Origin of the sequence: Alkalimarinus coralli, assembly GCF_023650515.1 — a bacterium.
GTDB classification, from domain to species: Bacteria; Pseudomonadota; Gammaproteobacteria; order Pseudomonadales; family Oleiphilaceae; genus Alkalimarinus; species Alkalimarinus coralli.
Map to the genome: position 1 here is coordinate 796,274 of NZ_CP096016.1, position 22,897 is coordinate 819,170.

A 22,897-nucleotide genomic window follows, 5' to 3' on the forward strand; every position below is an offset into this window, starting at 1 on the left:
GCAGTAGAAGAAACGAGGGGATAAACGTGCTTAACGAAATAAAGAGTGAAACCGAAGAGCGTATGAAGAAAAGCTTGGAAGCTCTACATACTGCTTTCAACAAAATAAGAACAGGGCGAGCGCACCCGAGCATCCTTGACGGTGTTATGGTGCCATACTACGGAAGCGATACTCCGCTAAAACAAGTTGCCAATATTTCGGTAGAAGACGGGCGAACGCTTGCTGTTACTGCTTGGGAAAAGCCTTTAATACCTGTAATCGAAAAAGCGATTATGAAAGCTGATTTGGGGCTAAACCCTGCGACTACTGGCGATATTATCCGTTTGCCGATGCCTGCATTGACAGAAGAAACGCGTAAAAATATGGTTAAGCTGGCTCGTGGTGATGCCGAGAGCGGAAGAGTCTCTATCCGTAATGCTCGTCGCGATGCACTATCTGACTCAAAAGAGCTTTTGAAAGAAAAAGAGATCACGGAAGATGAAGATCGACGTTTTTCTGATGACATTCAGAAACTTACTGATAAGTATGTAGCTGAAGTTGAGAAAATGCTTCAGGCAAAAGAGTCTGACTTAATGGAAGTGTAGGTTCAAGCGCTGTTACTTATTGCGCCGGTACCCACTATTCCAAATGGAAAATACTGGCGCGCTAAACAGCACTGATATGATAGGTCGAATGGGGTAACCGGAGTTTGGTTAGTGATACCGGTTATTCAGGAAGGATTCTAAGTAATAGGCTGTAATTAAAAATGTATGCAAAAGACTATACATTGAAGATTGCAGCTGATTTTTAAGAGAGATATATGACAGAAAGCGTAACCGCCGATATACCCACTTCAGCTGCAGATAAGCCCCGTCATGTGGCTATTATCATGGATGGCAATAACCGCTGGGCGAAAAAGAAAAAGTTATTAGGTGTCTCTGGGCATAAAGCAGGCGTTGATGCGGTGCGGGCTGTTGTTGAAACCTGTGTGGAAGAAGGCATTGAAGCGTTAACGCTATTTGCATTTAGCAGCGAGAATTGGCGCCGGCCAGCCGACGAAGTCTCTGCATTGATGAAGCTGTTTTTACTGGCGCTTCAGAGAGAAGTTAAGAAACTACATAAAAACAATATCCGTCTGCGAATAATTGGTGACAGGAGTAAATTTAGTCCTATTCTCCAGGAGCATATGGAAAAAGCTGAAACGTTAACGGCTAACAATACGCGGTTAACACTGGTGATTGCAGCCAATTACGGTGGTCACTGGGATATTACGCAAGCCACACAGAAAATTGCGGGAATGGTTGAGGGCGGCGAATTGAGCGCGGCAGATGTCAATGATGACCTGATTCAGAGCCATCTGTCTTTAGGTGACCTTCCCATGCCTGACTTATGTATAAGAACCGCTGGCGAACAACGTATTAGTAACTTTATGTTATGGCAGTTTGCCTACACTGAGCTTTATTTCTCAGAGGTCTACTGGCCGGATTTTCAGCATGAGGAAATGCGCAAGGCTCTTGCGGCTTATTCAACACGACAGCGCAGATTTGGTCAAACGGATGACCAGATCAAAAAAGCTTAATTGGTTTGGGGCTAGTATGTCTCTGCTTATGCAAAATATAAGAAGAGACCTTTGCACGACTACTGCGCTTACAAATACAGCGTTAAAAAATGACTCAAAATTGTGCGCTCTCCTGGGTCGACCGGGACTTATTACTCATAAACTGCGCTTTTTCTTCATTTTTTGCCTTGTCTTTGCTTCGCTCGTAACGTCGTGCAAAGGTCTCAAGAACTTTAAAATTTACCCCAATAGCGTCGCTATTGATAATAAAGTGATATGAACTGTGCTTAAACAACGGATTATTACCGGATTAATTCTCGCGCCTATTGCTGTTGGTGGGATCTTCTTTTTACCCCCTGTCGAATTCTCTTGGTTTATTGGAATCATTATTGCCATTGGTGGCTGGGAGTGGGCTAACCTGGCGGGCTATAGTCGGCAGGTAGAGCGACTTGGTTATGCGGGCCTCATTGCACTTCTTCTATATCTTTCGACGTTTGTTAACTCTACCTATGTACTTGGGGGTAGTGTTGTTGGCTGGTTTGTCTCGCTTTACCTTATCTCTCAGTACCCAAATAAGAATTCGCTGTGGGCCTCTCGTTTGAGGCGACTGCTAATAGGCTTTTTTGTGCTTATTCCAGCGTGGAGTGGGCTTGTTGCCATTAGAAAAGCGGGCGTTTTGTCCTATGAAGGGCAGTTGGTCGATGTGCGCTATTTGATCCTGTATATCATGTTTATCGTATGGGGGGCAGATGTTGGTGCGTATTTCTCCGGTAAAGCGTGGGGTAACAAAAAACTGGCACCTAATGTTTCTCCTGGCAAGTCGTGGGCGGGCGTATATGGAGGCCTTGCCACCACGGCATTGTTTGCATTAATTGCATCTTATATGCTGGGTATGTCACTTTTCGATATGTTTATTTTAATGGTCATTACATTAATTACCGGTATTTTTTCTGTAGTTGGTGACTTATTGGAAAGCATGCTAAAGCGGCATCGGGGGATAAAAGATAGCAGCCAGCTGTTGCCTGGGCATGGTGGTGTGCTAGATCGAATTGATAGCCTCACTGCTGCTGTTCCCGTATTAACCTTCCTTTTAATCCTTGCTGGCTGGTTTTAGTTTCAGTGGGCTTTGAACATATTCAGTATTGTAAATCATGAAGCAGATTACCGTTCTTGGTGCGACAGGTTCTATTGGCTTAAGTACGCTGGATGTTATTTCAAGTCATCGGGACAAATTTTCAGTATTCGCGTTAACTGCAAATACTAATGTTGAAGAAATGTTTCGACAGTGTTGCGAATTTAGCCCCCGGTACGCAGTAATGAGTTGCGATGAGTCTGCGAATCAGTTGCGCAAGCTTGTCGAAAAAACACAACTCGATACTGAGATTTTATCCGGCAAGAAAGGGCTGGAAACGGTGTCTGAGCACTCTGGTGTTGATGTTGTTATGGCGGCTATCGTCGGTGCTGCGGGCTTAAGGCCAACATTGGCAGCAGTTAACGCGGGAAAAAGGATATTACTGGCAAACAAAGAGGCCTTGGTGATGGCCGGTAGCTTGTTTATGGCGGCGGCGAAAGAAGCAGGAGCAGAAATATTGCCGATTGATAGTGAGCATAATGCCATTTATCAATGCTTGCCTACAGGTTACCGGAGCGGCATGCCGCTTAAGCATATTCGGAGAATTCTGTTAACTGCTTCGGGTGGCCCGTTTCGGGATATGCCTTTAGCCGAGCTGGCTAATGTGACACCCGATCAAGCCTGTAAACATCCTAATTGGTCGATGGGGCGGAAGATTTCCGTTGACTCTGCCACCATGATGAATAAGGGGTTGGAACTCATTGAAGCGTGTTGGCTTTTTGATACCAATCCTGAAAATGTGGAAGTTCATGTTCATCCGGAAAGCATTATTCACTCCATGGTTGAATATGATGATGGTTCAGTGCTCGCCCAAATGGGTTGCCCTGACATGCGAACGCCGATTGCGTATGGTCTTGGGTGGCCGGAACGCATAGAGTCAGGTGTCTCTTCACTAGACCTGTTTAAGGTTGCACAGCTTAATTTCGAAAAGCCGGATGAGCAGCGTTTTCCTTGTTTGAGGTTGGCGGCTGAAGCTTATCGTAAGGGGGGGACGGCGTGCGCTATTCTTAACGCAGCAAACGAAGTTGCGGTAGATGCATTTCTTAACAACCGCATTCGGTTTGACCAGATTGCAACACTAATTGAAAGCGTGATGGCGCTAATTGTTCCTCGCCAGCAGCCAAGTTTTGATATGATATTCGAAGATGACTTGGCGGCTCGTGCCAAGGCAGAAGAATTGATTGACCAAGGGCTATAACTAGATGGAAGTTTTGCAGTCTATCCTCTCTTTAATTGTGACGCTTGGCATTTTAGTCACAATTCATGAGTATGGCCATTTTTGGGTGGCTCGCCGCTGTGGTGTTAAAGTTCTCCGTTTCTCTGTAGGTTTTGGCAACCCTATATTCAGTTGGCATGATCGTAAGGGAACAGAATTTGCCGTGGCAGCAATTCCTTTGGGCGGCTACGTTAAAATGCTTGATGAGCGGGAGGGAGAGGTTCCTGCTGATCAACTTCACCTAGCATTTAATCGTCAGAAATTATCTAAACGAGTCGCTATCGTTGCGGCTGGCCCCATTGCAAACTTTATCTTCGCAATATTTGCTTACTGGTTAATGTTTATTCTTGGTTTTACTGTTGTTGCGCCAGTTATTGGGAGTGTTGATGAGCAGTCAGTTGCCGCTGAAGCAGGCGTTGTCGCAGAGCAAGAGATTGTAGCCGTCGATGGCGAAGCAACCAACAGTTGGCAGCGTGTTAATTTAAGCTTACTGAACCGGTTGGGCGACACAGGGCAAATTGAGCTCACGCTGAAAGATATGGGGGATGACTCTCCCAAAAGAGCCGTTATCAATGTTGACCAATGGCTTTCAGATCAGGAAATGCCAAACCCTATCGGTGCTATAGGCATTCACCCCTATAGGCCACAAATTCCTCCTTTGATTGGCTTGGTTTCGGAGGGCGGAAGCGCGTCTGTTGCAGGCATGAAACCCGGAGATAGAGTGCTTACCGTAAATGGCAATTCCGTCGATGATTGGATGGATTTTGTTGACGTTGTAAGAAACTCTGCGAATAAGCCTCTGTTAGTGGAGCTTTTGCGTGAAGGGAATGTAATAAAAGTTGATCTTACGCCAAATGAAAAGAGCGTGGCGGAAGGGCATGTTGTAGGCTTTATTGGCGCAGGCGTGCAGCAGCCTGAGTGGCCCCCTCACATGATTCGAGAAGTTCATTATGGCCCAGTGGAGGCGGTAGGCGCAGCCTTGGCTAAGACCTGGGATGACACTGCAATGACGCTGGTTTCAATTAAAAAAATGATCGAGGGACTTATTTCTGTAAAGAATTTAAGTGGCCCTATTACAATTGCAAGAATTGCTAACTCAACCATCCAATCTGGACTTGAAACCTTTCTCAGTTTTCTGGCATTGTTAAGCGTTAGTCTGGGGGTGTTAAATCTATTGCCAATTCCGGTATTAGATGGTGGGCATTTACTGTATTATTTTGTCGAGTTTGTCAGGGGGAAGCCCCTTTCCGAAAAAGCCCAGTTGGCTGGGTTAAAAATAGGTATTACGTTAGTGGTCATGTTAATGTTCGTTGCGTTCTATAACGATCTGCTGAGGCTTTAAGGGCATAAAAAGGTTTTAGCATCACCGCGAACTTAGTTAAATCACGCATCAAACCAAACTGTACGAATCATATTGTACGAAACTTTAAATTTTACGCATAGCCTCGTTTGAAGGTCTTGTTGGTAGCTATTACTTCATGATAAAACGCAGTAAGTTTCTTTTCAGTGCCTTGTCATTTTTCACATATTTAATATTCGGTCTGACGGCTCTGGGGGTTCAGGCAGAAGAGTTCTCAGTAAAAGATATTCGTGTAGAGGGGTTGCAGCGAGTGTCTGCTGGCACGGTGTTCAGTGCTTTTCCCGTTAATGTTGGGGATGAAGTCGATTCAGTTAGGCTGGTTGAAGCGTCAAAGAATTTATTTAAAAGCGGCCTGTTTACAGACATTCAGCTCGGTCGTGAGGATGATGACTTAATTATTACCGTGGTTGAGCGACCTTCCATCAGCAAGATCGAAATCGATGGAAACAAGGATATTTCAACAGAAGATTTAATGGATGGGCTCAAGTCTGCTGGCATGAATGAAGGTCAAGTATTCCAACGTGTAACAATGGAAAGGCTTGAGTTGGAGATACTTCGCTCTTATGTGGCTCAGGGCCGCTACAATGCTTCGGTAGAAGCGGAGATTGAAGAGCAACCAAGAAACCGGGTTGCAATTAAGCTTAATATTAATGAAGGGGATGTTGCCTCTATTCAACACATTAATGTAGTAGGAAATAAGGCGTTTTCCGATGAGCAGCTTCTTGATCTGATGGAGCTGAAAACTCCTGGCCTGTTTTCAGTGTTTACCAGTGATGACAAATACGCTAAAGAAAAATTGAGCGGAGACTTAGAGAGAATTCGCTCTTTCTACCTCGACAGAGGCTATATCAAGTTCAATATTGAATCGACGCAGGTCGCAATATCGCCTAGCAAAGAAGATGTCTTTATAACGCTAAATATCACAGAAGGGCCTTTGTATACGATTAGCGACATACAGTTAAAAGGTGAGTTGATCGTTGATGAAGAAGAGATTCGCCGGCTTGTATTGGTCAAAGAAGGCGACACTTTCTCCAGGCGGTTGCTGACAACCACCTCTGACGTCATATCCAGACGGCTGGGAACAGAGGGTTATACCTTCGCTAACGTCAACGCAATTCCTGAACCTCACGATGACAACACCGCGACTGTGACGTTCTTTGTCGACCCAGGTCGCAGAACCTATGTTAGACGAATCAATTTTAGAGGGAATGTAAACACCGCTGATGAGGTTCTGCGTCAGGAAATGCGTCAAATGGAAGGTGGCTCTGCGTCAACCAACCTTATCGAAACCTCTAAGAGTCGCCTGGAGCGGCTAGGGTACTTTAAAACCGTTAATGTAGAAACACCGGCAGTTCCCGGTCACCCAGACCAGGTGGATGTTAACTATAGTGTTGAAGAGCAAGCCTCTGGAAGCTTGTCTGCCAGCCTTGGTTTTTCCCAGGATAGTGGATTCATTTTAGGGTTGAATGTAGCTGAGAATAACTTTTTTGGCACCGGGCGCAGGGTGTCGATGGGAATCAATACCAGTAACTCGGTTAAAAGCGCCCGGTTCTCTTACCTAAACCCTTATTACACCGTTGATGGTGTCAGTCGTGGTTTCAGTGTATTTGCCAAGGAAACTGACTTTGACGACTTAAATACATCGGCTTACGTCCTCGATACCATCGGAGGTTCTGTAACGTTTGGTTATCCTATCAATAACTTCTCCAGGCTTAATTTTGGTTTGACAGTAAGTAACGATAAATTAGACGAAGGGGATGAAGTTGCGACAGAGGTTACAGACTTTATTGATGAGCATGGCGATGACTTCGATAATTTTACGTTGAATGCCAGTTGGACTCGCAATACCCTCAATAGAGGAATGTTTGCTACCAAAGGGCTTTCTCAAAGCTTATCATTTGATGTTACAACCCCGGAAAGTAGTGATCTGCAGTTTTACAAAGTTAATTACAGAACTAACTTCTATCAGCCTATTGATCGCTTCCATAACTGGGTTATTCGTTTGAGATCAGATTTGGGTTATGGTGACGGCTATTCTGACACCAGTGAGTTACCCTTTTACGAAAACTACTTTGCGGGCGGTATGGGGTCTGTGAGAGGTTACGAGTCAAATACACTGGGCTTGAAGGGAACTCAAAATCCGACGGATTCATCCTCGCCTAGAGCGTTTGGGGGCAATGTGTTAATTGAGGGATCTGCTGAATTAATTTTTCCGATTCCTTTTGTTGATGATCAAAGCTCTATGAGAACGGCGCTGTTTTTTGATGCCGGTAACGTTTTTGATACAAGTAGAGACTATGATCCCGAGTTGTCTGAGCTGAGAATGTCGACAGGGCTAAGTTTTCAGTGGGTTACGGCCATTGGGCCAATTGGGTTTGCGTTGGCGAAAGCGCTAAACAAGCAAGAGGGCGATGAAACCCAGGTATTCCAGTTTACCTTAGGGCAGAATTTCTAACAGATTTTAAGCAAACTGTTGTGAGATGTGTGGCGTACAGCGCTTAAAATAATGACGAATTTTAAAGCTGATGGTTACTTAATACAGAATAATATCAGGAGATACATTTTATGAAATTGCTAAGAAACTTGTTATTGGTCAGTTGTGTTGTGGCTTCATTTTCGGCCGTAGCAGAAACTAAAATTGGTGTTGTAGATATCCGGGCGGCACTGTTCTCCTCTGATGCTGCGAAAGCATTCAGTAAGAAAATAGCGGGAGAGTTTAAGACTCAGGAGATGGAGGTTAGGGCTGTTCAGGAGTCTGGTCACAAACTACAAGAGCGTATCAAGAAAGATGCTGCAATAATGAGTGATACTGAACGTACAAAGCTAGCCATGGAACTCGAAGAAAAGGCGAAAGAATTTAAATACTTAAAAGGAAAACTGGATAGTGCGGTTTCGGCTAAAAAGCAGGCATTTCTTCAGGAGTCTAAACCTAAAGTAGACGAGGTTCTGAAAGATCTGGTTGAGTCTGAAAAGTTTGATTTGATCATGCCAAGAGAGGCTGTTGTTTATAGTGGGCAATCACTTGATATAACTGCTAAGGTTATAGAAAAGCTCAACGCCCTTAAGTAAGTCCTGACGGGGTTATTTGTTGCCGTTAGTGAGTAGAGATTAGTAGCGCCCCCTGATATTTATTCTCAGGGGGCGCGGCTCGTTTAGGGCGCTGTTACAATATGAGAGCTTTGCACGACGTTATGAGCGAATCAAAGACAAGGCAAAACATGACGAAAAAAGCGCAGTTTATGGTTTATAAGTCCCGGTCGACCCAGGAGAGCGCACCATTTTGAGTCATTTTTTAACGCTGTATTTGTAAGCGCAGTAGTCGTGCAAAACTCTCAATACAAGTATTGTGAATTGTGACAGCAATATTCGTAAAACCAGAGTCTATGTTAAGAGGAAAAAGTAGTGCCCACAGCGCCTAAACAACATTATACGCTCGCTCAATTGGCTGAAATTGTTGACGGTACCATCGTAGGTGATGAGCAGTGTATAATTACCGGGATTGCTACATTGCAAGCGGCCAAAGATGGAGATATATCCTTCCTGGCTAACCCCGCCTATGAAAAATTCCTAAATGGAACAAATGCAACGGCGGTCATACTCTCTGAGGGCTCCGTCAGCAACAACCCCACCAATGCTCTAGTTGTAAGAAACCCCTATCTTGCATATGCAAAGTTAAGTCACTATTTTTCTCACTCGTTGTCGGAACCAAAAGGCGTCCACGCTAGTGCGGTGGTTCATGATAGTGCTGATATAGACGCTACAGCAGTGATTGCAGCGAATGCTGTTGTTGAGAAAGGTGCCACTATCGCGGCCAATGTTGTAATTGGAGCAGGTTGTTTTGTCGGCGAGAACTCTACAATCGCTGAAGGCACGCGGCTTTATGCTAACGCGACTGTATACCATGGTGTTTCACTTGGCAGGCGCTGCATCATACACAGTGGGGCGGTTATTGGGGCAGATGGCTTTGGTATTGCGCCCGGGCCTGACGGCTGGAATAAAATTGCACAAATCGGCGGGGTTGTTGTCGGTGATGACGTTGAAGTGGGTGCCAATACAACTATTGACCGAGGGGCGCTTGATAATACCGTCATAGAAAACGGCGTAAAGCTGGATAACCAGATTCAAATTGCACATAACGTTGTGGTAGGGCAGGGTACTGCTATTGCTGCATGCGTGGGTATTGCCGGTAGTACGCGTATCGGCAAAAATTGTATTTTAGGTGGCGGGTGTGGCGTGGCTGGCCACCTGGATATTGCGGATAATGTGCACTTAACCGGCATGACGATGGTCACAAAGAGTATAAAAAAAGCAGGGGTGTACTCATCTGGAACGGCTGTTGAACCCAATGCAAAGTGGAGAAAGAATGTTGTCCGCTTCCGGCAGTTGGATGAGTTAGCGAACCGCGTAAAAAAATTGGAAAAGGATTCTGACTAGCACTGCTGTATCAATAGCCGATTGCTAAGCGGATTAACTAAGATTATTGAGGCAATATCTAAATGATGGACATTGATCAGATACTTGAGTACCTACCTCACCGGTACCCGTTTTTGTTGGTAGATAGGGTGACGGAAATAAATCCAGGTACGAGTATCGTAGGCTATAAGAATGTCACTATTAATGAACCATTTTTTACTGGGCACTTTCCTGGTAAGCCTATCATGCCGGGTGTTTTAATTTTGGAAGCTATGGCTCAAGTGTCGGGCATTCTAGGGTTTATTACTGATGGGACAAAGCCTACCGATGGCCGGATTCAGTATTTTGCAGGCTCAAACAGGGTTCGTTTTAAACGGCCTGTTCTACCGGGGGATCAGTTAGTGCTTGAATCTAGCCTTGTGGCAAATAAACATGGTATCTGGAAATTTGACTGCCGAGCCTTGGTAAATGGTGAAGTGGCTTGTGTTGGTGAAGTTATGACGGCTGAGAGAGAAAGTTAATGAGTATTCATCCCCAGGCAATTGTCGATCCGTCAGCTATTCTGGCAGATGATGTAACCGTAGGCCCATGGAGTTATATAGGGCCAAACGTTGAAATTGGGTCTGGAACGGAAATTATGTCTCATGTGGTGGTTAAAGGCCCCACCGTAATAGGGAAAAACAACCGGATTTTCCAGTTCTCAAGTGTTGGTGAGGAGTGCCAGGATAAGAAATATGCAGGCGAACCCACGAGACTGGAGATTGGTGATAATAATATTTTTCGCGAGAACTGCACCATCCATCGTGGAACCATTCAGGATCAGGGGCTTACCAAAATAGGTAGCAATAACCTGGTGATGGCGTATGTGCATGTCGCCCATGACTGCGTGCTGGGTGACAATATTATTTTGGCAAATAATGCGACACTTGCTGGCCATGTACATGTTGGGGACTGGGCTATTCTTGGGGGAGGGACGATGGTTCACCAGTTCTGTAAGATAGGTTGTCACAGCATGAGCGCTGGGGGCAGCATTGTCCTAAAGGACATTCCTGCCTTTATTATGGCGAGTGGTCAATCTGCATCTGCATTTGGGTTAAATTCAGAAGGCCTTAAGCGGCGTGGGTTCTCAAAGGAAGCGATGCTTGAGCTCAAGCGAGCGTATAAAATAATATTCAGGCAGGGGTTAACGCTTAAACAGGCGATTGAGGCATTGGAAGACGCCGCATCACGAGTACCTGAAGTTAGCATTTTGCTTGACTCGCTTAAGAATTCAGATCGCGGTATTTTGCGTTAAGGAATGAATGTGAGTCAGGAGGGGGAAAACGGTAATAAAGGCACTACTTCCGTTAGCGGGTCAGACGTTTTAAGTGAAAAGCCTGTTAGAATTGGGATGGTGGCCGGTGAAATATCGGGGGATATCCTGGGCGCGGGTCTTATAAAGGAGCTAAAACGCCGTTACCCCAACGCGATATTTGAAGGAATTGGTGGGCCATTGATGGTTCAACAAGGGTTCAAAACACATGTCCCTATGGATCGCCTTTCGGTCATGGGGCTGGTTGAAGTGCTGGGCCGCTTGTTTGAGTTGATTTGGATTCGCAGGAACATTCGTAACTATTTTCTTGATAATCGCCCTGATGTTTTTATTGGCATCGATGCTCCCGACTTTACCTTGGGGCTTGAAGAGTCATTGCGTAAGTCTGGTATAAAAACAGTTCATTATGTCAGCCCATCCGTTTGGGCCTGGCGTCAAAAAAGAGTGTTTAAAATTGCCCGAGCGGTTGACTTGATGTTAACACTTTTTCCCTTTGAGGCTCGTTTTTATAAAGACCATAAAGTTCCCGTCGCATTTGTCGGTCACCCTCTTGCGGACATGATCCCCCTTGAGTCATCACAGCTTATTGCCCGGGAGCGGTTAGGGTTAGCCTCATCTCCCTTGGCTGAAAGCCAAAATGTAGTCGCGTTATTACCGGGCAGTCGTTCTGGCGAAATCCATTATTTGGGCGAGATATTTATTGAGACTGCTAAGTATGTCATATCTCAAAATCCTAATGCCCAGTTTCTTCTGCCCTATGTGAATGATGACAGAAAGCAGCAAATCGAGGAGATTATCCAGCGGCTAGGCCCTGATCTCCCGATCACCCTTATTAAAGGGCAGTCGAGGGACGTGATGGCTGCGAGCAATGTCATTCTCCTTGCATCAGGTACGGCAACACTGGAAGCCATGCTGCTCAAGCGTCCGATGGTTGTAGCGTATCGAATGAGTGCAATTACGTTTTTTATTATGAAGCGGTTGATGAAGGCGCCCTATATTGCCCTTCCCAATTTATTGGCGAATAAAGCGTTGGTGCCTGAGCTTATTCAGGCGCAGGCTTCGCCGTTGAACCTTGGCAAATCCATTCTTCAACGGTTAGCCAAGGACAACGCGAATGAAAAATTAAATCGGGAATTTATTCAAATTCATCAGTCGCTAAAACAAGATGCAAATGACAAGGCCGCCGTGGCTATCTCAAAGTTGATTAATAATGAAAAGTGACGCGTTTGAATGCTGCTATAAAGGACACTTATTGGCCGGGGTCGATGAAGTCGGGCGTGGCCCATTAGCTGGCGATGTCGTGGCCGCAGCAGTGATTCTTGATCCATCAGTACCTGTCGATGGATTAAATGACTCGAAAAAACTAACCGAAAAAAAGCGCGAGCGCCTGTTTGAGGAAATAAAAGAGAAGGCCTTGTCTTGGGCTATAGGACGAGCCACCGTTGCCGAAATTGATGAGCTGAATATCTTGCATGCCTCAATGCTTGCCATGAAACGTGCGGTGGAAGATCTTCCAATTACTCCCGAGTACGCACTGATTGATGGTAACCGTTGCCCTGATATCAATGTTCGCTGCGAGTCTGTGGTTAAAGGGGATAGCCGGGTTGCGGCAATCAGCGCGGCCTCAATACTTGCCAAGGTGACTCGTGATAGAGAGATGATTTTGCTCGATCAACAATACCCTGGTTATGGGCTTTCAGGGCATAAAGGCTACCCTACGCCAGCTCACCTGAATGCGCTTAAAGAAAAAGGTGTAACAATCATCCATCGGAAAAGTTTTCGTCCTGTTCGAGAGTGTATTGCTTTAAACCGCAATATGGGGCTTAAAGACCTTATTTAATAAGCCTTTATCGAGATTAAAATGAACAAATTCGTAGGTCTCATTATCATATTTGTCTGTGCTTCAGCACCTGCTGTGGCTGAAATCTATAAATGGACAGATGATAGTGGCAGGGTTCATTTCAGTGATAAATCTCCAGGGAAGACAGCAGAGGTAGTGGAATTAAAGCAAGAGGAGGGGAGCAAACAAGAATCTCCTTCTAGTCAAAACTCTTTGGAAAATACACATCGTTTTTTAAGAGCGTTGGAAGAAGAAAAGGCGGTTGAGCGAGAGAAGCAAGCAAAGCGGAATAAGCAGAAAAAAAAGATGGCTTCATACTGCTCTCGCCTGAAAAAAGAGATAACAATTTACGAAAAAGGGTACGCCATTGTTAGGTATAATGACAAGGGAGAGCATGAATATCTGACAGATCAAGAAATAGAGCGTCAAAAAGGGAAGTTTGAACAAAAGTGGCAGGAGCACTGTGCTGACTTGTAGCTCAATACTGAATTGTAATTCTGTATTTGAAGATTAAGATTAAGATAAAGCAGTACACCTGACGAGCGTTTTTCTATATGGCATTAAAAGGGCGCAGGCAGCACCCCTTAAAATGCTTTGAGCAGATAACTTATCGCTCTAGGTACTGAAGTTTGTTCTCAACACCATCCCACTCAGCTGCATCCGGTAGCGGGTCTTTCTGTTCTGTAATATTTGGCCATGTTTGGCAAAGCTCAGCATTTATTTCAACATACTGTACTTGATCTGCCGGTAGCTCATCTTCTGAGAAAATAGCGTTCGCTGGGCATTCAGGCTCACACAGTGCGCAGTCTATGCACTCGTCTGGATCAATAACGAGAAAGTTTGGGCCTTCATAAAAACAGTCGACTGGGCATACTTCAACGCAATCAGTGTACTTACATTTCACACAGTTATCGGTAACAATAAATGTCATTATTTGCTCCCCAGCTTGGTCAGTTCTTGAGCTTAATTGGTAAACCTTTGTCGGTTTCAAAAAATTAGGGGCATATTGTATGGGTAGACTGATAAGCAGGCAAGTCTATATGGCGTTGCCTGCTAAAATCTCCCACTTTTCAGCATGATGAATATTAATCGGCTAGTGCTTTTAAACGATAAAGCTCATCCAATGCCTGTCTTGGCGACAGGTTGTCGGGATCCAGATCCTTAACTGCGCTATCGACAGCACTTGGCTCCATTACTGCGAACATATCTGCCTGTATAGAAGCGCTTTCGGTCACTTTGGCAGCTTGCATCGAGGCGGATACATGAGCAGCACTGTTTTCTGACTCTTCAAGTTTTTTCAGCTGTTGGCCTGCGTTTTGGATTACCGAGTGAGGGACACCCGCCAGTTTAGCTACTTGCAACCCATAACTTTGACTTGCCGGGCCTTCATGAACAGTGTGCAAGAAAACAATAGAGTCTTCGTGCTCGGTCGCCGTTAAGTGAACATTAGTGGCGTTGTCCAGTTGCTCGGGGAGAGCGGTCAACTCAAAGTAGTGGGTTGCAAAAAGAGTGTAGGCTTTGGTGTTTTTTGCTAAATGCTCTGCGCTGGCCCATGCCAGTGAAAGGCCATCAAATGTGCTGGTTCCGCGCCCGACTTCGTCCATTAATACCAAGCTCTGTTCAGTTGCATTGTGAAGAATATTTGCCGTTTCAGTCATCTCGACCATGAAGGTGGAGCGCCCACCCGCAATATCATCAGAGGAACCCATTCTGGTAAATATGCGGTCTATTGGGCCAATCACAGCTCGACCGGCGGGAACAAAACTCCCCGTACCGGAAAGAAGCGTGATCAGGGCAACCTGACGCATGTAAGTCGATTTACCCCCCATGTTAGGGCCGGTAATAATAAGCATGCGACGCTTGTTGTCCAGATGAAGGTCGTTCGGTACAAAAGGGGCGTCGAGCAACTGTTCTACAACCGGGTGTCTACCATCTTCAATCAGTATGCCAGGTGTTGCGCTGATTTCAGGTGGTGTTAAATTGAGGGTTTGTGCGCGCTCAGCGAAATTGGCAAGCACATCCAGCTCAGAAATCGCCTGAGCGGTAATCTGTAGTGGCATAAGTTGTTCAGCCAGCTGTGAGATTAATGCCTCATAGAGCGCTTTTTCTCTGCTTAATGCACGGCTCTTACTACTTAGCGCCTTATCTTCAAACTCTTTAAGTTCCGGCGTTATAAAACGCTCAGCATTTTTAAGTGTTTGTCGTCTTATATATTCAGTGGGAGCCTGGTCGGATTGAGCTTTACTTATCTCAATAAAATATCCATGAACGCGGTTGTAGCCCACTTTTAAGGTCGTGATGCCGGTACGCTCTTTCTCTCTGTTTTCAAGATCAACCAAAAACTGCCCAGCGTTTTCACTGAGAGATCGAAGCTCATCCAGCTCTTCATCATAGCCATCTTTAATAACACCACCGTCCCTTATTATCACAGGCGGGTTTTCTATGATGGCCCGTTGCAGCAAGTCTGCTAACTCGGGATATTCCCGAATTTCCTTTGACAGCTGTTTAACTTGTAATGAGTCTATATCTTTAAGCACGTTTTGCAGATCTGGCAGGATGCAGAATGTGTCTCTTAAACGGGCGAAATCCCGTGGCCTCGCTGACCCCAGGGCAACACGAGAAAGTATTCGTTCAATGTCTCCGATTTTTTTAAGCTGCTCTTGAACATTCTCGTAAAAGTATTCATTGAGCAGAGCTTTAACGGCATCCTGACGATCATTGATTAATTGTTGATCTCGCAATGGACGGTTTAGCCAGCGTCGAAGTAAGCGACTTCCCATGGCTGTGGATGTTTTGTCCATTACCCAGGCCAATGTATGGAGGTGGCCCCCCATTATATTGGTATCAATTTCAAGGTTTCGATGACTGGTTGCATCAAGTATGACGCTTTCTTCCCGTCGCTCGCGATTCAACTGTCTGATATGGGGCAGGCTATTCCGCTGTGTCTCACGGGCATATTGTAACAAGCACCCGGCAGCCTGTATCGCGAGTGTTAAATCATCACAACCGAAGCCTGTCAGGTCTTTGGTTTGCAGCTGCTTGGTTAAAACCCGCTCTGCCGTCTCCATTTCAAAATTCCATGGTGGTTGACGGCGAACACCTTTGATATGAGAAATGGCTTCAGTGTAGGGGAACTCTTCGCTCACCAAAAGCTCTGCGGGCTGTAGCCGTTGAAGCTCACCTTGCAGCGCTTCCAGACTATCAACCTCAAGTACATTAAATCGGCCACAACTTATGTCTAGCGTGGCAATACCAAATGACTCTTCTAAAAAATGAACCGCTGTCAGAAGGTTGTCTTTCTTTTCTTCAAGAAATGCCTCATCTGTAAGCGTTCCGGGAGTAACAACACGAACGACTTTACGTTCCACAGGGCCTTTGCTGGTGGCTGGGTCGCCAACCTGCTCGCAGATCGCTACTGATATTCCGGCTTTTACAATACGGGCGATATATCCCTCCGCGGCGTGATAAGGAATACCGGCCATCGGGATGGGTTGACCCGCAGATTGCCCCCTTGCAGTCAGCGTAATATCTAATAGCTCTGATGCTTTTTTGGCGTCATCATAAAATAGCTCGTAAAAATCCCCCATACGGTAAAACACCAACTCGTTTGGATGGTCTGCCTTAAGCCGGTGGTACTGTTGCATCATTGGTGTGTGCTGTGGAGTGGAGTTTTTCGAGTTTGCCATGATGTAAGCGATCTACCCTGTGTAAAAAAACGAACCGCAATTTTACGTGAAATCATAGAGATATAAAGAGAAGAAGGGGGGATAAACTAAACTTCGGTTAAAACACTTTGCAGATAAAAAAAAGTGTGGAATAATACTGACCAAATATACAGTATTTTTTTGATATGAACAGTATTTAATAAACAGCATTTAGAGGTCATCGATGGACGATAACAAAAAGAAAGCGCTTACGGCAGCATTATCACAAATTGAAAGACAGTTTGGTAAAGGTGCTGTTATGAAAATGGGGGATAAACCCCGTGAAGCGATTCCTTCTGTTTCTACAGGGTCTTTGGGCCTGGATGTAGCGTTGGGTATTGGTGGCTTGCCATATGGGCGTATCGTAGAAATATATGGCCCAGAAAGTTCAGGTAAAACGACCTTGACCTTGCAAGTTATTGCAGAAGCTCAAAAACAGGGCAAGACCTGTGCGTTTGTCGATGCAGAGCATGCGCTAGACCCTGTTTACGCTGAAAAACTAGGCGTTAATGTTGATGAACTGCTCGTTTCTCAGCCAGATACTGGTGAGCAGGCACTTGAAATTGCAGATATGCTGGTTCGCTCAGGGGCAGTAGAGGTTATTGTTGTGGACTCTGTTGCGGCATTGACTCCAAAAGCTGAAATTGAAGGTGAAATGGGTGATCATCACGTAGGCTTACAAGCCCGCTTGATGTCCCAGGCACTTCGCAAAATCACCGGTAATATAAAAAATGCGAACTGCCTATGTATTTTCATCAACCAAATACGTATGAAAATTGGGGTTATGTTTGGTAACCCTGAAACGACAACCGGTGGTAATGCGCTTAAATTCTACTCGTCGGTTCGTTTGGACATTCGCCGAACCGGTGCAGTTAAAGTCGGTGATGAGATCGTAGGTAACGAAACACGTGTTAAGGTTGTAAAAAACAAGGTTTCTCCTCCGTTTAAGCAGGCCGAGTTCCAAATCATGTATGGCAAAGGTATTTACCATATGGGAGAGGTCATCGATATGGGCGTGAAGAACGGTTTTGTTGATAAAGCCGGCGCCTGGTATTCATATAATGGTGAGAAGATTGGTCAAGGAAAGGCTAACTCTGCTGTTTATCTCGAAGAACACCCAGAGGTTGCCGCTGAAATTGAAGGGAAGATTCGAGAAAAGCTGATGCCTCAACCACAGGAAACATCTGAAAAAGAAGACACCATGGAGCAAATTGAAATCTAAGGCTCGTACTTTTTAAGCGCTGCCTCTAATAGGCTGCGAGCTTATTGGAAAGCGGGATATGCAGCCTGGCCTTCGGGAAACGCGTTGACCGGGCAGTGCCAATGCGTATATTCGTTCACTGCCGCTAGGCAGCTTAAAAATACATATTTGTACTTATATCGAATGATTGATATAGCACCTAAAATGCGTTTAAGTGGAAAAGACTTAAGCGCATTTTTTGTTTTAGGTTTACTATTAACTTAGGGATGTTTTTCGTCTGAGGCGGTTTTTGCGCTAATCTTCTATTTTGATTGTCTTGCTAGACGTTTGATTAAAGGTTCTACAAAGAGGCAAGCTCAAGTTTATTCAGGAGGCTGTATGCTTAAGTGGTTATTGTTATTAGTCGTCGGGGCAGGGTTTGTCTTTTGGCTGAAACGGGGCAAAAAAGGGCACGACATTACTGACCCAGAGGTTAAAGAGATTGATCAGCAGAGATATTATGTTAGCCCACCCGACGAGAACACCAGTGTTCACAAAGATAATCAAAGTAATGATCTTTAATGAGTTCCCTTCGGCAGAGAGTCAATCTGTCGAGTGAGCCGCATAATTTAATAAAACTCGCTTACGAACCTGTGGAGTGCAGCCGCTTAGCCTGCGCTCTAATTCAATAAGTGCCTTTTCGGTCTCTTCTTTTTTAAATCGTTGACTGGTTATAACCTTGGTTGGCGACAATGCTTGCTTAGCCGCGTCATTAACTGGAAATATAACTCTGTTTTTAATAATTGAGTGGTCAATTTTTTCTGCAATATCTATGTGGTTCAGGTCTTTCAATTGGCCGTCTAGCAGCTGATTATCAAAATGAACATGCACTGACCCTTTCGGTTCAAACAACCCTTTTTTAACGGCGGTTAAGTCCTCTATCGCTTCTTTTTTATAATGCCCTTGCTGTTCTGTTATTTCCAACTCAGTAGCCTTGTCAATATCGCAAGGATCCCATTCATAAGAGAAGCTAACGGGCACGATATTCAGCTGGCTAATATAGTCTCCGAATGCTAACTCCTTCGGTTTGGCCAGCCCTAGCATTTTTATTAGCGCCGGGTTGGTCTTATCCAGGTTGTCTTTGGAGCGGCCTTCTTTTTGTGCTATCCAGATATTCGCGGCGTTGTTGAAACTGAGGTGTCGGATGTAAGCCGACTGAACCTTCATCGCTTTTAATATCTCTCTTGGGGACGTAATTGAACGCAAAATTTTAAAGCACTTATTTAAACGTGCAAACTCAAGGGCAATGCTATTTTGTAATAAGTTATCGCCTATTGCGCAGTGCGCGGTTTCATATTGGTGGTGATACAACAAGAAATTTAGAAGCAATGGGTCCATCAATATATCGCGATGGTTTGAGATAAATAGATAATGCTGATCAGTAGGCAACTGGTCTAAGCCGCTAAAGCTGAGCTTAGCGACAGAGCTATCAATGATAGGTGTTGCAATTTCGTTTACCAGCAACTGAAGTTCCTTAATGCTGTTTGCGCTATTAAGGTTGCCAATTGTTTGCTGAAGTGAGGCGGTCAACTGTGCTTCGCTAATCTCTGTTTGAGCTTGGGAAAAAAACGCTGACAACAGACTTACGAAGCTGTTATCTGCGCATAAACGTTGAACTGAAGCATGAACTTCTTCGTCAAAGAACTCTCTAATCTGGTCGAACTCATCTTGCCACGGCTGTAACAACGTAGCTCCCTCTGCTATACCGTTAACTTTCTTACTCATAAATGCGGCTATACCTGATCTTATTAAGTAATTGTTAATGCTAATAGTAATAGGAAAGTGGTTCGTGCGTCTATTTGCTTTGTAAGACTTTGGTGTTAGCTGATACGAGATGTCAAATGATTGGGACAATGGGTCAAGAGAATTGCTGTTTAGCGCTCTATAGTGAGTGCCATAAAAACGTAACACTTATAAGAGTTAATAGTCTCACTCACCAGAACCGCAATAGGTCGTTTAAGGAAGATAAGTTATGCAGCAACAAGCCAGTTATTCTCAACTAGAATTAGACGCCATGTTTAACGTTGCTAATCCGCCTGCCATGCAGCTCCCCCAAGGACAGATGCGGATGATTGACCGGATCATCCATGTTTCTTCTAAAGGAGGAAAGTACAATAAGGGAGAGCTAATTGCGGAGTTTGATGTATTACCAGACCTGTGGTTTTTTAAATGCCACTTTCCAGGAGACCCTGTAATGCCTGGTTGTTTAGGGGTTGATGCGCTTTGGCAAGGTCTTGGGTTTTACCTGGCTTGGGCAGGTTATGAAGGAAAGGGCAGAGCATTAGGAGTTGGTGGCGTACGATTTTTTGGCGAAGTGTTACCTGAGGCATCGACGGTTCGCTATCACATACATATAAAGCGGGTCTTCAGAAAAGATATCGTGATGGGGATTGCCGACGGAGAAGTCTATGTTGACGGCACCAATATTTACAGCGCAGAAAATATTAGAACGGGGTTAATTCCTGTTTCTGGCATGAGTGCCGTAAGCTAATACGTTATGCGCCTTGTGGCGCCTGTGCATGGTTTTTGTTCTGTGCATAAGCGGCGCTAAAGGTTAACGGCTAAAGATTAAGTCATGTTCGTTATGAACGTTTGAGGAAGAGTAAATGAAGCGCGCAGTGATTACCGGTATAGGGATTATATCAAGCTTGGGAAACAGTGTTGAAGACGTTACCGAGTCGCTTAAAAAGGGAAAAAGCGGTATTAAACTTGATGAGACGTTTGTCGAAAAAGGGCTTCGTTCTCAAATAAGTGGGCAAATTTCATTGAAGCCAAAGGAACATATTGATCGTAAACTGTATCGTTTCATGACGGACGCTTCGGGTTATGGGTATCTTGCCATGAAGCAAGCGATTGAGGATGCAAAGCTCGAAGAAGATCAGGTAAAAAGTGACTTTACTGGTTTGGTCATGGGCACAGGAGGAACCTCAACAGAGGACGTAGTAGATTCGGTCGACACATTCCACAAAGGTGGCGTGAGAAAAGTAGGGCCATATCGAGTTACACGGGGAATGAATAGCGCGCTCTCATCGGTGCTGTCTACCGCCTTTGGGATTCGAGGTGTCAACTACTCTGTAACGTCCGCCTGTGCAACCAGCGCTCATTGTATTGGTACCGCAGTAGAACAAATTCAGTTAGGTAAACAAAAAATAGTGTTTGCAGGCGGGGCTGATAGTGCCCACTGGACGCTGGCACTGCAGTTTGACGCAATGGGTGCGCTGTCGACTAAATATAACGATACCCCCGAGCAGGCATCCAGGCCGTATGATAAAGGCAGAGACGGATTTGTGATTGCAAATGGGGCCGGAGTGGTTGTGGTTGAAGAGCTGGAACATGCGCTGGCACGAGGTGCAAAAATTTATGGCGAAGTGATTGGTTATGCCGCCACTTCTGATGGGCAGGATATGGTTCAGCCATCCGGTGAGGGGGCAGAGCGGTGTATGGCATTGGCGCTTCATCAGGCGGGTAATCGACCGATACAGTATATAAATACGCACGGTACGAGCACACCAATGGGCGACCTGACAGAGCTAAAGGCGATTAAAAAAGTATTCGGGACGCATCTGCCAAAGCTGAGTGCAACGAAATCATTAAGTGGCCACTCGCTAGGCGCTGCCGGTGTTCATGAAGCTATTTACAGCCTGATCATGATGAAAGAAGGGTTCATCGCAGGAACAGCTAATTTACAAAACCCGGAAGATGAAACCGAGACGATACCGATAGTGTCTCAAGCAGAAAATGCAGAGATCGACGCGGTGATGAGTAATAGTTTTGGTTTCGGCGGAACCAATGCTTCATTAATATTAGGAAAGTACGCCGCCTGAAACACTAATGATGACCAGAATATTCGATGATTTTTCCACCCAGTGTTCACTGGGGCTGAGATTTTGCGAACTGGCTCGCGCCCTGCGACACGCCTGAACAAAGCAGACAAACGATTTGGTATACGGACTAAGAGTTAAGCGATATGGTTATTAAGCCCAAGGTTAAAGGTTTTATCTGTGTGAATGCTCACCCCAACGGGTGCTTTGAATATGTTAACGAGCAAGCAGAGTTTGCAACTGCGCATACGCTGGATGGACCTAAACGGGCATTAATTATTGGCTCTTCTTCCGGGTACGGGCTTGCCTCTCGTATTGCGCTGGCATTAGGCGGAGCGGCAGACACGATTGGCGTCCATTTTGATCGAGAGCCTACGGAGCGAAAAACCGCAACCGCTGGCTGGTATAACAACATGCGTGTTGAACAGCTTGCCCGAGCCCGAGGGTTGGTTGCAGAAAGCCTGAATATGGATGCATTTCAAGAAGATGCAAAGCTAGCTACAATCAAAAAGATTAGGGAAACGGTAAAAAAGGTTGATCTGGTTGTTTATAGTGTTGCGGCCCCCCGTCGTTATGTAGCCAGTGAAGATAAATGGTATAGTTCTGTGTTAAAGCCTATCGGAAGTGTATTTAAGGGTAAAACCATAGATACCGATAAAGGCGAGATTAAGTCAGTTGAGCTAATGGGCGCTAATCAGGAAGAAATTGATGCCACGATAAAAGTGATGGGTGGCGAAGATTGGCAACATTGGATTGAGGCTTTGAATAATGCAGGTGTTTTAGCCGATGGCTGCAAAACTATTGCCTATACTTATATCGGGGATGAAATTACCTGGCCAATATACGGTGACGCTACCATTGGCCAAGCAAAGAAAGATCTTGATAAAACAGTAACGAAAATTAATACTCTTTTGCAAAACCACGGTGGAAGTGCTCATATAGGAGTGCTTAAAGCATTGGTCACGCAATCGAGTGCGGCGATACCTGTCATGCCGCTCTATATATCGTTGCTCTATCAGGTGATGAAAGAAAAGGGCACCCATGAAGGGTGTATTGAACAGATTTATAGAATTTTAACCACAGGTCTCTATGGGGACAATTGCCAAAAAGATAGTGCTGGTCGCTTAAGAGTCGACGAACATGAGCTAACTGAGGAGGTTCAATCTGAAGTGAAGCGTCGATGGGAACTGATCAGCAACGAAAACCTACGACAACTGTCTGATTTTGATGGATACAGACGGGATTTCTTGAAGTTGTTTGGGTTTGGTTTTCAACGTATTGATTATGAGGCAAGCGTAGAGACTGTGCTGTCGGAGTAAACA

General features: G+C 45.1%; 21 protein-coding genes. 18 read left to right on the top strand and 3 right to left on the bottom strand.

Annotated features, from left to right (window positions below; genetic code table 11):
* Positions 1 to 26 precede the first annotated feature (26 nt).
* The 13 genes from frr (at position 27) to MY523_RS03630 (ending at position 13,287) form a co-directional block, all read left to right on the top strand.
* A complete protein-coding gene (frr, locus tag MY523_RS03570) occupies positions 27 to 584 on the top strand; it encodes a ribosome recycling factor (RefSeq protein WP_338021720.1) in 558 nt (185 codons plus the stop codon).
* 215 nt (positions 585 to 799) lie between these two features.
* A complete protein-coding gene (uppS, locus tag MY523_RS03575) occupies positions 800 to 1,558 on the top strand; it encodes a polyprenyl diphosphate synthase (RefSeq protein ID WP_250657435.1) in 759 nt (252 codons plus the stop codon).
* 262 nt (positions 1,559 to 1,820) lie between these two features.
* Positions 1,821 to 2,651 (top strand): phosphatidate cytidylyltransferase, encoded by an 831-nt coding sequence (locus MY523_RS03580; RefSeq protein ID WP_250657436.1) that lies wholly within the window; start codon positions 1,821 to 1,823, stop codon positions 2,649 to 2,651.
* A 37-nt stretch (positions 2,652 to 2,688) separates the two neighbouring features.
* Positions 2,689 to 3,867 (top strand): 1-deoxy-D-xylulose-5-phosphate reductoisomerase, encoded by a 1,179-nt coding sequence (gene ispC / locus MY523_RS03585; protein ID WP_250657437.1) that lies wholly within the window; start codon positions 2,689 to 2,691, stop codon positions 3,865 to 3,867.
* Positions 3,868 to 3,871: 4 nt separating this feature from the next.
* Positions 3,872 to 5,227 carry an RIP metalloprotease RseP gene (rseP, locus tag MY523_RS03590; protein ID WP_250657438.1) on the top strand — a complete coding sequence of 452 codons (1,356 nt, stop codon included), beginning with the start codon at positions 3,872 to 3,874 and terminating at the stop codon, positions 5,225 to 5,227.
* 136 nt (positions 5,228 to 5,363) lie between these two features.
* The gene (gene bamA / locus MY523_RS03595) at positions 5,364 to 7,700 is read left to right on the top strand and encodes an outer membrane protein assembly factor BamA (protein ID WP_250657439.1); all 2,337 of its coding nucleotides are present in this window, start codon (positions 5,364 to 5,366) and stop codon (positions 7,698 to 7,700) included.
* Between the two features lie 110 nt (positions 7,701 to 7,810).
* Positions 7,811 to 8,314 carry an OmpH/Skp family outer membrane protein gene (locus MY523_RS03600; protein ID WP_250657440.1) on the top strand — a complete coding sequence of 168 codons (504 nt, stop codon included), beginning with the start codon at positions 7,811 to 7,813 and terminating at the stop codon, positions 8,312 to 8,314.
* Positions 8,315 to 8,647: 333 nt separating this feature from the next.
* A complete protein-coding gene (gene lpxD, locus MY523_RS03605; protein WP_250657441.1) occupies positions 8,648 to 9,679 on the top strand; it encodes a UDP-3-O-(3-hydroxymyristoyl)glucosamine N-acyltransferase in 1,032 nt (343 codons plus the stop codon).
* Positions 9,680 to 9,741: 62 nt separating this feature from the next.
* Entirely contained in the window at positions 9,742 to 10,179 is a 438-nt protein-coding gene (fabZ, locus tag MY523_RS03610) for a 3-hydroxyacyl-ACP dehydratase FabZ (protein WP_250657442.1), read from the top strand.
* Complete coding sequence (gene lpxA, locus MY523_RS03615; RefSeq protein WP_250657443.1) at positions 10,179 to 10,952, top strand: acyl-ACP--UDP-N-acetylglucosamine O-acyltransferase; 774 nt, start codon at positions 10,179 to 10,181, stop codon at positions 10,950 to 10,952. Before fabZ ends, lpxA begins: the two co-directional genes overlap by 1 nt.
* A gap of 9 nt (positions 10,953 to 10,961) precedes the next feature.
* A complete protein-coding gene (gene lpxB / locus MY523_RS03620) occupies positions 10,962 to 12,191 on the top strand; it encodes a lipid-A-disaccharide synthase (protein ID WP_256470517.1) in 1,230 nt (409 codons plus the stop codon).
* Positions 12,181 to 12,810 carry a ribonuclease HII gene (rnhB, locus tag MY523_RS03625; RefSeq protein ID WP_250657444.1) on the top strand — a complete coding sequence of 210 codons (630 nt, stop codon included), beginning with the start codon at positions 12,181 to 12,183 and terminating at the stop codon, positions 12,808 to 12,810. Before lpxB ends, rnhB begins: the two co-directional genes overlap by 11 nt.
* A 21-nt stretch (positions 12,811 to 12,831) precedes the next feature.
* A complete protein-coding gene (locus MY523_RS03630) occupies positions 12,832 to 13,287 on the top strand; it encodes a DUF4124 domain-containing protein (protein ID WP_250657445.1) in 456 nt (151 codons plus the stop codon).
* 130 nt (positions 13,288 to 13,417) lie between these two features.
* Here the strand turns inward: MY523_RS03630 and fdxA are convergent, their stop codons facing one another.
* Both fdxA and mutS read right to left on the bottom strand, forming a co-directional pair.
* Positions 13,418 to 13,741: a ferredoxin FdxA gene (gene fdxA / locus MY523_RS03635; RefSeq protein WP_250657446.1), complete on the bottom strand. Its 324-nt coding sequence runs from the start codon at positions 13,739 to 13,741 to the stop codon at positions 13,418 to 13,420.
* A 154-nt stretch (positions 13,742 to 13,895) separates the two neighbouring features.
* The gene (mutS, locus tag MY523_RS03640; protein WP_250657447.1) at positions 13,896 to 16,496 is read right to left on the bottom strand and encodes a DNA mismatch repair protein MutS; all 2,601 of its coding nucleotides are present in this window, start codon (positions 16,494 to 16,496) and stop codon (positions 13,896 to 13,898) included.
* Positions 16,497 to 16,698: 202 nt separating this feature from the next.
* Here mutS and recA point away from each other — a divergent pair, with 202 nt between their 5' ends.
* Complete coding sequence (gene recA / locus MY523_RS03645; RefSeq protein WP_250657448.1) at positions 16,699 to 17,736, top strand: recombinase RecA; 1,038 nt, start codon at positions 16,699 to 16,701, stop codon at positions 17,734 to 17,736.
* A 357-nt stretch (positions 17,737 to 18,093) separates the two neighbouring features.
* A complete protein-coding gene (locus MY523_RS03650) occupies positions 18,094 to 18,276 on the top strand; it encodes a hypothetical protein (protein ID WP_250657449.1) in 183 nt (60 codons plus the stop codon).
* A gap of 21 nt (positions 18,277 to 18,297) precedes the next feature.
* Here MY523_RS03650 and MY523_RS03655 read toward each other — a convergent pair whose 3' ends face one another.
* Positions 18,298 to 19,479: a 1-acyl-sn-glycerol-3-phosphate acyltransferase gene (locus tag MY523_RS03655; RefSeq protein WP_250657450.1), complete on the bottom strand. Its 1,182-nt coding sequence runs from the start codon at positions 19,477 to 19,479 to the stop codon at positions 18,298 to 18,300.
* A 247-nt stretch (positions 19,480 to 19,726) separates the two neighbouring features.
* On the opposite strand from MY523_RS03655, the gene fabA reads away from it, so the two are divergent.
* The 3 genes from fabA to fabV all read left to right on the top strand — a co-directional run bounded on the left by fabA (position 19,727) and on the right by fabV (position 22,894).
* Entirely contained in the window at positions 19,727 to 20,245 is a 519-nt protein-coding gene (gene fabA / locus MY523_RS03660; RefSeq protein WP_250657451.1) for a bifunctional 3-hydroxydecanoyl-ACP dehydratase/trans-2-decenoyl-ACP isomerase, read from the top strand.
* A gap of 115 nt (positions 20,246 to 20,360) precedes the next feature.
* Complete coding sequence (locus MY523_RS03665) at positions 20,361 to 21,578, top strand: beta-ketoacyl-ACP synthase II (RefSeq protein WP_250657452.1); 1,218 nt, start codon at positions 20,361 to 20,363, stop codon at positions 21,576 to 21,578.
* Positions 21,579 to 21,721: 143 nt separating this feature from the next.
* Positions 21,722 to 22,894: an enoyl-ACP reductase FabV gene (gene fabV, locus MY523_RS03670; protein WP_250657453.1), complete on the top strand. Its 1,173-nt coding sequence runs from the start codon at positions 21,722 to 21,724 to the stop codon at positions 22,892 to 22,894.
* The last annotated feature ends 3 nt before the right edge of the window (positions 22,895 to 22,897 follow it).